Below are 12,258 nucleotides of genomic sequence, written 5' to 3'. Positions count from 1 at the left end.
GGGAAGATTGGGATTATTCGCCCTCTTTAGGGGGCTCTACTGTCGTGTTTCTGTTCCGGCGTTTGAAGAATTGTTTTAATTCCTTATGCTTATCCTCGAAGCCCACCGCTTTAGACCCCACACGGAACGAGGTGTAAGCGTAATCCGCCAAAGCGTCCTGATAGTTATCGTAATCGTGAAGCGTCTTGGCGTTGTTGGCACGGGTAGAAAGGCTGTTCAGCCGGTTGATAATGCCTTCCAAAAAGTTCCGGCTCTTAAAGTCTTTGGCAAACTCGTCCCAATCCACATCCTGCGAACGCAAGGCTGGTTCGGACAGGGCGTATTCATTCACTTTCCCCACAAAGAGTTTGTTTTGCTCATTCACCCGCCCATAGCGGTTTCTCTCCTCCGGGGTCAGGTTCACTTGAAGGCTTGCCATTGCCGTTTCCAAAGCCGTTAGTGCCTGTTTTATGGCTTCCATTTGTGGCTCTGTCAGATGCGTGTTGTTTAAATCCGTAATGCTCATACCATTAAAATTGAAGGGGTTAGCCCTCCGAAGATACAAAAAAAATCTGTTTAAAGTTTTTTTAAACAGATTTGATTTAATAAAGGTTATCGCTACGCACATCATCTCGGGGCTTTGCGTTCGCGTTCGGGCGGGAAATTGAGTCACAAAAGTTGATATTATTACTAATGGTCAATTGAAAAACCGCCGTTGAATTTTTCACTTCAGCCGCTTGACGCAAAACCCATGTTAGCAGAAGTTATAATTTTTTTAACTGATAATCTCCTGTTTTGGACTTAAATAACAAAAAACCGTCTTTTTCTTCTACATCAAACCTATATATGTCCGTAATCATCAATTCTAAACCGAGAATTGGATTGTATTGTTTTACTCTTGAAAATTCTAAAATTTTCTCATTCGGAAAATACTTCCAGTTAGAAATTTCATTTGTCATTAATTTATTATTAATTGTTTCTAAAGTTGATTCAACAAACAGAGAATTAATCTCCGTATTTCTTTTTTCTCCATTAACTGTAAATTCATATTTTCCTTCAAATTTTTTATTTTCAGGTAAAGAAAACGGCTCTTTCCGGATTCCACATTCAAAACGTTTAATCACATCATTTTCTATATTGATATCAGAAGTCCTGTCATTAAAATGCTTTAAAATTCCTTTCAAATCATACCTGTGAACACAATTTTCTTTTCTGTCAGGTGTATCATAATTCCACAAAGAATTTGAAAAAAACAGATATTTACTTTTTTTGTGTTTTTTTAAATCAAGCTCCAACTTATATTTGTATTTATTGAGCGTGATAAAATTTTCTTTCGAAAATTCCATTTTATCAATACTATAATAGATTGTGTCGGAAGTAAAATCGGAATCTACATAGCCACTAAATATTAGTTTTTGAGAAAATGAAGCGTTAAAAAGTAGAATTAGAAATAGAATTAGAAATTTTATTTTCATAATATATTTTGAATTTGATTTTAAGTATATTTTCTACTAACTCAAAGACAAAACCACAGTTTCGCCTTGTGCAACGGCAGTTAGAGTTTTTTCATCCACAGTTCATCATTGATTTTTTCCACCTTAACGCATTGGTTTTTAGAAAGGCTTTTGGTGGCCTTATCCCATTTTTTACCGGAGAGTCCGGACTGGTCTTTCACGGTTGCCAAAGGCACTTCATCGTGATATTGGCTGAGAATGGAAAGTATTTTCTGCTCGTCCTCGGTCAGTTCCACTTTAGGCTGAGCCTTTTCCGGACGCATTTGAGGGAAGAACAGCACCTCCTGAATAGACGCATTATTCGTCAAGAACATCACCAACCTGTCCATACCGATACCCAAACCAGCCGTAGGCGGCATACCGTATTCTAAGGCTCTTAGGAAATCTTGGTCAATAAACATCGCCTCGTCATCGCCCTTTTCTGAAAGTTTAAGCTGCTCCTCAAAACGTTCTCTTTGGTCGATAGGGTCGTTAAGCTCAGAGTAAGCATTGGCAATTTCTTTTCCGCAAACCATCAACTCAAATCTTTCGGTTAAGCCCTCTTTGCTTCGGTGTTTTTTGGTTAGCGGCGACATTTCGATAGGGTAATCGGTAATGAAAGTCGGCTGAATGAAGTTACCTTCACACTTCTCTCCGAAAATTTCATCAATGAGTTTCCCTTTCCCCATCGTGTCATCTACTTCAATACCGATGGATTTAGCAAAGGTCCTAAGCTCCTCTTCGGTTTTTCCTGTAATATCAAACCCTGTAAATTTCTGAATGGCTTCCGTCATGGAAATTCTTGGGTAAGGGGCTTTCCAGTTGATGGTATGTTCGCCAAACTGAGATTCAGGCTTCCCATTCACCGCAGTAGCACAATGCTCCAACAGTCTTTCGGTGAAATCCATCATCCAGTTGTAATCCTTGTACGCCACATAAATCTCCATGGCTGTAAACTCAGGGTTGTGGGTTCGGTCCATTCCTTCGTTACGGAAGTTTTTGGAGAATTCATACACGCCATCAAACCCACCAACGATAAGCCTTTTAAGATAAAGCTCATTGGCAATCCTCATATAAAGCGGAATATCCAAAGCATTATGATGCGTAATGAACGGCCTTGCCGAAGCTCCCCCCGGAATGGCTTGTAAAATAGGTGTTTCCACCTCAAAATAGCCTGCGTCATTAAAGAACCCCCGCATTGCGTTGAACAATTTGGTTCTCTTCACAAAAATTTCCTTCACCTGCGGATTTACCGTAAGGTCTACATAACGCTGTCTGTAACGCAATTCAGGGTCGTTAAAGGCATCGTGTACCACGCCGTTTTCATCGGTTTTAGCCTGAGGCAAAGGACGAAGCGTTTTGGTTAAAAGGGTAAAGTTTTTAACCATCACCGTCATTTCGCCCACTTGAGTTTTGAATAATTCGCCTTCCACGCCTATAATATCGCCAATATCAAGCAAATGTTTATAGACTTCGTTATAAAGCGTTTTGTCTTCGTCAGGACAAATTTCATCTCTATTAAAATACACTTGGATTCGGCCCTCGCTATCTTGCAATTCGGCAAAAGAAGCTTTCCCCTGGATTCTTCTGGACATTAGTCTGCCGGCGATTTTTACCTTGCCTCCTTCCTGAAAATTTTCTTTTATAGATTGTGTGGTATGGGTAATGGGATACTCCTCCGCCGGGAAGGCATTGATCCCCATAGCGGTGAGTTTATTCAGCTTTTCGCGACGAATGATTTCCTGTTCCGATAAAGACATTGTTTCAATTTTTAGGTTGCAAAAATAAGGAATTTATGTTAATTCCGCGAGAACCCCTTCCGGCTTTATCCCCAAGCCGAAAATAAAAAACAGCCCCTCTCTATCCGAAAAAGACTGCTCTATTAAATTTTAATGGCTTTCTTTTAGCCTTTTATTGAATTTCGCTGGTCAATCCTCTCGAAATCAACCGTTCATGCATAGGTTTCAAAACCTCCATCGCCCCCGTTTTCACCGTACATTTTCCTTTGTAATGCACTAAAATGGTACACTGTTCGGCCTGTTCCAAGGTGTGTCCACAAATTTCCATCAAGGATGCTATCACAAAATCAAACGTATTAACATCATCGTTCCAAAGCACCAATTTGTTGGACGCATCGGTCTCCTCCAAAAGCAACACCTCCTGATCGTACTCCCGCTGAGGCGAATCATATCCCAATATCCTGAATTTATCTCGTTCCATAATCCTGTCCTTTCGCTAATCAGTTTCCTGTGAATTCATCCGCTAACTCGCTAATAACATCGTTAGGTTTCACGTACTCCAGCTCCACCACTTCCACACTTTTATTGTTCATCTTAAGAATCTTAAAATGATAGCCATTGAGATCAAACTCCTGATTTTCCTCCGGAATATCCTCCAATTCGTGTAAAACAAAACCGGCAAGGGTATTGTACTCCCCTTCCTCCGACAACGCAAAAGGCTTAGGCAAAAATTTATTAATCTCGTCCAACGGCTGGGTGGCCTGAACCCAATAGACGTTTTCGCCCACTTTGTCGACAATGTTATCCTCGTCGTCTTCCTCATCCTGAATTTCTCCCACGAGCTCCTCCAAAATATCCTCCAAGGTAATGATTCCTTCCGTTCCCCCGAATTCGTCAATAACAATCGCCAAATGCTGTTTCTTAAGCTGAAACACCTTCATCAAATCCGAAATTTTCTTACTTCCCACCACAAAGAATGCTTCCCGCATCAATCCGCGCAAATCGTCATGGCTCAAATCCCCTTTCCGACGAATGTATTCGCGAATAATTTCCTTGGTGTAAAAAATTCCAATTACATTATCAATCGAATCTTCATAAACCGGTATACGGGAATAACCGCTGTCCATAATTTGATTGATAATCTCCTCCACAGGTTCCTCGATATCAATGGAAAGAATATTTTGGCGAGGCACCATAATCTGCTTGGCCGAATGGTCGGTGAAGTCGAAGGCATTTTTTATAATCTCATAATTTTCCTCCTGAATTTCCCCCGAATCCGCAGACTGCTTTACCAATAACTGAAGTTCCTCCGTCGAGTGAATTTCATGATCCGAAGCCGGATGAATCTTAATTAACCGCAAAAATGCATTAGACAAAGAATTCATCAACCAAATGAAAGGACGAAACACATTATAAAAAAGCCGAAGCGGCGTGGCGATAACCAAAGTGGTCGCTTCCGATTTTCGGATGGCAATCGACTTGGGAACCAACTCGCCAAACACAATATGCATAATGGTAATAAGCAAGAAACTAAAAACCAAAGCAATCGTGGTAATGGTCGCTTCCGCAACAGGCCAATTGAAATAATGGAAAATTGATGCTATCCCATGGTGAAGCGCACTTTCGCCCACCCAGCCCAAGGCCAGCGAAGCCAAGGTAATCCCCAACTGGGTTGCCGAAAGATAAGCATCTAAGTTTTTAATGATATGCTCCGCCTGCTTGGCCATGGCGTGCCCTTCCGCAGCCTTAAGCTGAATTTGAGAATAACGAACTTTAACGATAGAAAACTCTGCGGCCACGAAAAAGCCATTGAGCAAAACAAGAAATAAAGCAATTAAAAGTTTGACTAAACTGTCGGGATCCATTTATTTTTTTATAATCAATCTCCTGCAAAGATAGGGATTTTTTTTTGACACACCCCGAAGCTTTTTTAATAGCCTCACAGCGTCTTAAACATGGTATTCATCCGCGTCCTCCTTTTCCACTCTAAACCCTCGGGAAAAATAAAATCCCTCCAACAAAGGAGGGATCGTATTTTTATTTAAACAATTTTTTAACTGCTCTTCAAAGCCTCGGCTCCGGAAACAATCTCAAGGATTTCGTTGGTAATGGCCGCCTGACGAGCTTTGTTATAGTAAATAACCAATTCGTTCTTCAAAGCCTGCGCATTATCGGTTGCTTTATGCATCGCCGTCATCCTCGCTCCATGCTCGGAAGCTACGGAATCTAAAATCGCCTTGTAAAGCTGCGTTTTAATGGATTTCGGGATAAGATTATCCAAAATCACATGGCGATTCGGCTCGAAAATATAATCGGTCTCGCCCTGCACTTGCTCCGCTTCAGGCATGGCAATCGGCAGAAGTCTCTCGGTTTGCACCTTTTGGGTTGCCGCATTGATGAATTTATTATAGACCAAATAAACTTCATCGAAAGTGCCCTTTCTAAACTCCTCCATTACCGCTTCCGCAATATTAGACACCGCTTCAAAATTCAAACGATCCAATACGGGACTCTGATTATCATAAACCCTACGGTTCCTTTTGACCGCATCGAAGACTTTTTTCCCGATGGTTAAAACCTCGGCCTCTTTACCGTTCAACTTCTCGAACTGGTGATTCAGTTCCTTAACGATAGATGAGTTGAATGCACCGGCCAAACCCTTATTGGAAGTAATCGGAATGAAAAGAATCCTCTTCCCTTCCCGCTGCTGCGCATACACCGAAACCTGATCAGGATCCGAACTGGAACTCACGTTCTCAATAATCTCCTGCAACTTCTCGGAATAAGGTCTTAGCATGACAATGGCATCCTGTGCTTTTTTAAGTTTCGAAGCCGAAACCATTTTCATCGCACTGGTAATCTGCATTGTAGAAGAAATGGACGAGATTCTTCCTCTAATTTCTTTTAAGTTAGCCATTCGTTATATGGTTCAAATTATGTTTTTAAAGGCTAAGGTTCAGCCCTTTTCAGAGTGAACCCTGCCCGCTTTTTTCTCTTAATTAGTATTTTGAAGCAATGTCTTCCGCCGCTTGTTTCAATACGCCAGTAATCTCACCGTCGATTTTACCCGCTTTAATTGCAGCCATTGTATCCGGATGCTTGCTCTTCAAGAAATCCACATACTCGGTCATAAACGCCTTTACTTTTGCCACCGGAACATCCTTCAACAAATTCTCAGTTCCAGCGTAAATCATCGCCACCTGGCTTTCCACCGGAAGTGGAGAGTTCACCGGTTGCTTAAGCACTTCCACGTTTTTCTCCCCTTTGGAAATTACCGCCTGAGTCGCCGCATCAAGATCCGAACCGAATTTAGCAAACGCTTCCAATTCCTTATATTGAGCCTGATCCAACTTAAGGGTTCCGGAAACCTTCTTCATAGATTTAATCTGAGCGTTACCACCTACCCGCGATACGGAAATCCCCACGTTAATCGCCGGACGAACCCCAGAGTTAAACAAATCAGACTCCAAGAAAATCTGTCCGTCGGTAATGGAAATCACGTTGGTCGGAATATATGCCGAAACGTCTCCCGCCTGAGTCTCGATAATTGGAAGAGCCGTTAATGATCCGCCTCCTTTTACCATTGGTTTCAAGGACTCTGGCAAATCATTCATCTGTTTTGCAATTTCATCGTCTTTAATGACTTTGGCCGCTCTTTCCAACAATCTGGAGTGAAGATAGAATACGTCCCCAGGGTAAGCCTCACGTCCCGGTGGTCTTCTAAGAAGAAGCGAAAGCTCACGGTAAGCAACCGCCTGCTTAGACAAATCATCGTAAATAATCAGCGCAGGACGTCCTGTATCTCTGAAGTACTCTCCAATCGCCGCTCCAGCCATCGGTGCATACACCTGCATTGGCGAAGGATCGGAGGCATTAGCCGCTACCACGACGGTATAAGCCATCGCCCCGCGGTCTTCCAAAGTCTTCACAATCTGAGCCACCGTAGAACCTTTCTGCCCTACAGCAACATAAATACAGAACACGGGTTCTCCGGCATCATAAAATTCTTTTTGGTTGATAATCGTATCAATCGCTACCGTCGTCTTACCGGTCTGACGGTCTCCGATAATCAACTCCCTCTGCCCTCTTCCGATAGGAATCATGGAATCAATCGCTACAATCCCCGTCTGAAGCGGCTCATTCACCGGCTGTCTGAAGATTACCCCCGGCGCTTTTCTTTCCAAAGGCATTTCGTAAAGATCCCCCGAAATAGGTCCCTTTCCATCAATCGGATTTCCAAGAGTATCGACAACACGCCCTAACATCCCTTCCCCTACACGGATGGAAGAAATACGATTGGTTCGCTTTACTGTATCTCCTTCTTTAACCAACTTAGACTCTCCAAGTAAGGCAACCCCTACGTTATCTTCTTCAAGGTTAAGTACGATGCCCTCTACTCCTGACTCAAACTTCACAAGCTCCCCGTATTGTACATTCTCTAAACCGTATACACGGGCAATACCATCCCCTATTTGAAGTACAGTTCCTACTTCCTCAACGTTGGACTGGGTATCAAAATTCGCTAATTGTTGTTTCAAAATTGCTGAAACTTCAGCCGGATTTATTTCTGCCATTTTATGGTTGTTTTAATTCTTTAATTTAACTGAAATTCTTTCTTTATTTGGTTCAGTTTGGATTTCACTGAAGCGTCAATCTGCTGGTCACCCACTCTGAGAATGTATCCGCCCAAAATATCCGGATTAATCCGTGTCGTCAAATCAAACTTCGCTCCCGAAGCCAAAAGACCGGAAGTCTTCAGGATTTGATCGATATTGCTTTGGGACAATGCCACCGCCGAAGTAAGCGTTACGCGTTTCACTCCGCTCAAGTCGTCCACTTTATTGATAAACTCCTGCGCAATCCCTCTCAAATGCCCTTCTCTCCCCTGACGGATCACTAAACGAATCATATTGAGCGTAGAAGGAGAAAAAGCCTTAAAAATCTCTCCTGCCACCGTCATTTTTTTCTTGGAATCAATCACCGGGGTTTCAAAAAAACGATTAAGCTCTCTGGATTCATCCATGATTTTCACCACTTCTTTCATCTCGGCAAAAACCGTGGAAGTCTGTCCCGATTCCTGGGCAAAATCAAGAAAGCCCTGCGCATATCTTTTAGCTACCTTTGACGTACGCATCATTAGTTAAGGTTTTGTTTGTTCAGATAGTTTTCAACCAAAGTGTTTTGAGCCTCGCTGTTATCCAACTTTTGCTTCAAAATATTTTCAGCAATATTCACAGAAAGCAAACCAATTTGGGATTTGATGTCGTTCATCGCAGCCGTCTTCTCGGCCTCAATGGATACTCTAGCCGCCTCAATAATTTTATCTCCCTCGGCTTTTGCCACCTCCTTAGCTTCTCCAACGATACGATCCTTAATCTCTCTGGCCTCTTTAAGTATAGCATCCCTTTCTGCTTTTGCTTCACGAATGATTTTCTCGTTATCCGCTTTCAATTCTTCCATCTCTTTTCTAGCCAACTTAGCCTGATTAAGCGCATCCACTATGGAATTCTCTCGCTCGCTTACCGCAGACAAAATAGGCTTCCAAGCAAATTTAGAAAGAAACAACAAAAGAATAACGAAAACAACAGCCGTCCAAGCTATATTTCCTATTGAAGGAGTTAATAAATCCATGTTATAGTAGGTATTTAATTTTTTTAATTACTGACTTTTAAAGAAAATGAATTCCGCAGACCAACCGTCTGCAGAATTCAAAAACTTTCTTATCCGTTACCTAGTAGAGCTACTACGATACCGAATAGACCTGCACCCTCGATAAGGGCAGCGGCGATAATCATTGCAGTCTGGATTTTACCGGATTGCTCTGGTTGCCTTGCAATACCATCCATTGCAGAACCACCAATTTTACCGATTCCCAATCCTACGCCTAGAACTGCTAGACCAGCTCCGATTGCTGCGATACTACCTGTCATAATATAAAAATTTAAAAAAGTTGTTTTATTAATAAAAATGATTTCGTTCTATTTCTAAAATTAGTGATCATGATGAGGCTCTTCCACAGCCGAACCAATGAATAAAGCCGTGAGCATCGTAAAAATATAAGCCTGCAATGCCGCCACCAAAACTTCCAAAACATAGATGAACAAAGACAATCCCAAGGAAACAGGCGTAATCATATAAGTTTTCATAATGAAAATAAGGGAAATCAATGCCATGATAATGATGTGCCCCGCGGTCATATTGGCAAAAAGACGAATCATCAAGGCAAAAGGCTTAGTGATAATCCCTAGCAATTCCACAGGAACCAAAATCAAATAAACCAAAATCTTCCCTCCCCATGGCATATTGTTTCCTAGCGGATCAAACATATGGCTCCAGTAAGTCTTACGTCCGCTGAAGTTCACCACAATCATGGTAAACAAAGCCAAAACGAAAGTAAAAGCAATATTTCCGGTCGTATTAGCTGCTCCCGGGAAAAGTCCCAAAATATTAAGCACCCAAATAAACAAGAACAAAGTCACTAAATAAGGTACGTATTTCTTATATCTCAAAGAGCCAATATTCTGAAGGGCAATATCATCCCGTACAAAAACCACAATAGGCTCAATAAATTTCGCCACACCGGAAGGCACATTGGACTTTTTGTAAGAGGCCGCCGTCGCAAATCCCAAAACCAACAAAATCAAAGCCGCCAAAATCATTTGGGCTACCACTTTGGTAATGGAAAAATCCAAAGGCGCTTCATTGGTTGGATGACCGTCATGTTCATGAATCGTTCCACTCGCATCCGTCTTGTACACTTTATTATGGAATAGCTTATAGTAATTACCATCCACTTCTGCTACTTCATTCTCGTCGTGCCCAAACTTTGAAGAACTAAACACCTTAAGTCCTCCGTCCCAAAGAATAACAGGAAGCGAAAACCCCACGGAATGATGCCCTTCTCCCCAAAGATGCCAACTGTGGGAATCCTGGATGTGATGCATGATAAACGGTACCGGATTGTATTTTTCTCCCGCCTCCGCAGGCGCCGTATTGGCAGCAAAAGCAAAACCGCCAATAAAAACCCATAGAATGAAAAACAGTTTACGTAAAGCCATCTTTAACTTCGTTAATCTTAATTTTTGCAAAAGTAATAAATTTTTCCTTTCCCGTAAACGTTATTTATCTTTCTTTACATGATATTTATCTTGTCTTCGGATACAGGCCACAATATAAGAGGCTTCCAAAATTAAATACCCCCAAAAAATGACAAAAAACAACACTAAATCTCGTTTAAGCTCCGCTTCAAAAACCGCCAAATAACCAATACCAAACATCTTGAAAAGCACCGTCCCCAAAAAAAAGAAACCAATTATCCCGCCTTTTCCCAAATAACGCAGCAAAAAAACCGTCCCCACCACTACTGCACTCATAATCGCAACCAATGCATTGACTCGTTGGGAACTCCCTAGCGCATAAACCACAACCACCGAAGAAAGTACCATCAAAAAAAACACCCCTGTGTAAACGAAATCCACTTTGTATTTACCCATCCTATTACGTTAAAAAAGTGCCACAAAGATGAATAAATTTCAATTATAATAAAAATCCCCTATTTTTGCACCTCGAATACATTATAATTGTTACCATGTTCAACAGTTTACAGGATAAATTAGACAAAGCGTTACACAACCTCCAAGGGCGCGGAAAAATCACCGAAATCAACGTAGCCGAAACGGTGAAAGAAATTCGTCGAGCCTTAGTGGATGCCGACGTTAACTACAAAGTAGCCAAGGATTTAACCAAACGAGTACAAGACAAAGCCTTGGGGCAAAACGTGCTCACCAGCCTTACTCCGGGGCAATTGATGACCAAAATCGTCCATGACGAACTCGTAGAGCTCATGGGAGGCACGCAGGAAGGCATCAACCTCTCCGGCAAACCCAGCATCATTCTTATTGCTGGATTGCAAGGGTCTGGAAAAACCACCTTTTCGGGAAAACTCGCCAACTATCTTAAGCAAAAGCGAAACAAAAAACCTCTACTGGTGGCCTGCGACGTCTACCGCCCTGCAGCAATCGATCAATTAAAAGTGCTCGGAAGCCAAATCGGAGTGGAAGTCTATACGGAAGAGGGCGCTCTGAATCCTTCATCCATTGCTGAAAATGCGGTAAAATATGCCCAACAAAATCACTACGACGTGGTCATCGTGGATACCGCCGGACGTTTGGCCATTGACGAGCAAATGATGAACGAAATAAAATCCGTTCATTACTTCATCAAACCACAGGAGACTCTTTTCGTTGTGGATTCCATGACGGGACAGGATGCTGTGAACACCGCCAAAGCCTTTAATGAAGCTCTTAATTTTGACGGGGTAGTTCTCACCAAATTGGACGGGGACACCCGGGGTGGAGCCGCCTTAACCATCCGATCCGTGGTGGAAAAACCAATTAAATTTATCTCAACGGGCGAAAAAATGGAGGCTCTGGATTTATTCTATCCCGAGAGAATGGCCGACCGAATCTTGGGAATGGGAGACGTGGTTTCCTTAGTAGAAAGAGCCCAAGAACAATTCGATGAAGAAGAAGCAAAAAAACTTCATAAAAAAATCGCCAAAAACGAATTTGGTTTCGACGATTTTCTAAAACAAATCCACCAAATCAAAAAAATGGGGAACATGAAGGACCTTATGGGGATGATTCCGGGAGTGGGAAAAGCCATCAAAGACGTAGATATTTCCGATGATGCCTTCAAGCATATCGAAGCCATTATCTACTCCATGACCCCGGAGGAACGACGCAAACCCTCGATTATTGACATGAGCCGTAAAAAACGGATTGCCCGTGGCTCAGGAAGAAAATTGGAGGAAGTCAACCAGCTGATGAAGCAATTCGACCAGATGGGAAAAATGATGAAAATGATGCAAGGCCCCCAAGGAAAGCAACTCATGCAGATGATGAGCAAGATGGGGGGCGGCGGTCTTCCCGGTATGGGCGGCGGACTTTTCAGCCGTTAATCCTCTTCGCTAAAAAGACCAAGAAAACTCCCGATAAGGCATCGGGAGTTTTTTCTTTTTCAATGAAAAAAGGAATGTTCCGATTCCG

Annotated in this window: 13 protein-coding genes; 1 reads left to right on the top strand and 12 read right to left on the bottom strand. The window is 42.3% G+C overall.

Annotated features, from left to right (window positions below):
* Positions 1-13: 13 nt before the first annotated feature.
* The 12 genes from VQ048_RS08560 to VQ048_RS08505 all read right to left on the bottom strand — a co-directional run bounded on the left by VQ048_RS08560 (position 14) and on the right by VQ048_RS08505 (position 10,704).
* Positions 14-505, bottom strand: coding sequence for a hypothetical protein (locus VQ048_RS08560; protein ID WP_153935224.1), 492 nt, complete (start codon positions 503-505; stop codon positions 14-16).
* Positions 506-743: 238 nt separating this feature from the next.
* Positions 744-1,454, bottom strand: coding sequence for a hypothetical protein (locus VQ048_RS08555; protein WP_327611269.1), 711 nt, complete (start codon positions 1,452-1,454; stop codon positions 744-746).
* 80 nt (positions 1,455-1,534) lie between these two features.
* Positions 1,535-3,232, bottom strand: a complete 1,698-nt coding sequence (gene lysS / locus VQ048_RS08550) for a lysine--tRNA ligase (RefSeq protein ID WP_327611268.1) — start codon at positions 3,230-3,232, stop codon at positions 1,535-1,537.
* Between the two features lie 151 nt (positions 3,233-3,383).
* Complete coding sequence (locus tag VQ048_RS08545) at positions 3,384-3,692, bottom strand: ATP-dependent Clp protease adaptor ClpS (RefSeq protein WP_327611267.1); 309 nt, start codon at positions 3,690-3,692, stop codon at positions 3,384-3,386.
* A gap of 19 nt (positions 3,693-3,711) precedes the next feature.
* Complete coding sequence (locus tag VQ048_RS08540; protein WP_327611266.1) at positions 3,712-5,076, bottom strand: hemolysin family protein; 1,365 nt, start codon at positions 5,074-5,076, stop codon at positions 3,712-3,714.
* A gap of 188 nt (positions 5,077-5,264) precedes the next feature.
* Complete coding sequence (gene atpG, locus VQ048_RS08535) at positions 5,265-6,128, bottom strand: ATP synthase F1 subunit gamma (protein ID WP_327611265.1); 864 nt, start codon at positions 6,126-6,128, stop codon at positions 5,265-5,267.
* A gap of 82 nt (positions 6,129-6,210) precedes the next feature.
* On the bottom strand, positions 6,211-7,785 hold the full coding sequence (gene atpA, locus VQ048_RS08530) for a F0F1 ATP synthase subunit alpha (protein ID WP_327611264.1): 1,575 nt from the start codon (positions 7,783-7,785) through the stop codon (positions 6,211-6,213).
* Positions 7,786-7,805: 20 nt separating this feature from the next.
* On the bottom strand, positions 7,806-8,345 hold the full coding sequence (gene atpH, locus VQ048_RS08525; RefSeq protein WP_327611316.1) for an ATP synthase F1 subunit delta: 540 nt from the start codon (positions 8,343-8,345) through the stop codon (positions 7,806-7,808).
* A gap of 2 nt (positions 8,346-8,347) precedes the next feature.
* Entirely contained in the window at positions 8,348-8,842 is a 495-nt protein-coding gene (locus tag VQ048_RS08520) for a F0F1 ATP synthase subunit B (RefSeq protein WP_327611263.1), read from the bottom strand.
* 89 nt (positions 8,843-8,931) lie between these two features.
* A complete protein-coding gene (gene atpE / locus VQ048_RS08515; RefSeq protein WP_002664302.1) occupies positions 8,932-9,141 on the bottom strand; it encodes an ATP synthase F0 subunit C in 210 nt (69 codons plus the stop codon).
* Positions 9,142-9,201: 60 nt separating this feature from the next.
* The gene (atpB, locus tag VQ048_RS08510; protein ID WP_327611262.1) at positions 9,202-10,269 is read right to left on the bottom strand and encodes a F0F1 ATP synthase subunit A; all 1,068 of its coding nucleotides are present in this window, start codon (positions 10,267-10,269) and stop codon (positions 9,202-9,204) included.
* Positions 10,270-10,329: 60 nt separating this feature from the next.
* On the bottom strand, positions 10,330-10,704 hold the full coding sequence (locus VQ048_RS08505) for a hypothetical protein (RefSeq protein WP_327611261.1): 375 nt from the start codon (positions 10,702-10,704) through the stop codon (positions 10,330-10,332).
* 95 nt (positions 10,705-10,799) lie between these two features.
* Here VQ048_RS08505 and ffh point away from each other — a divergent pair, with 95 nt between their 5' ends.
* The gene (ffh, locus tag VQ048_RS08500; RefSeq protein ID WP_327611260.1) at positions 10,800-12,170 is read left to right on the top strand and encodes a signal recognition particle protein; all 1,371 of its coding nucleotides are present in this window, start codon (positions 10,800-10,802) and stop codon (positions 12,168-12,170) included.
* Positions 12,171-12,258: the final 88 nt, after the last annotated feature.

It is taken from the genome of Bergeyella anatis (assembly GCF_036016955.1).
In the GTDB taxonomy this organism is placed as follows: Bacteria; Bacteroidota; Bacteroidia; order Flavobacteriales; family Weeksellaceae; genus JAYWXI01.
The sequence above is the reverse complement of the archived record's forward strand: the minus strand, read 5'-3'. Positions and strand labels throughout refer to the sequence as shown.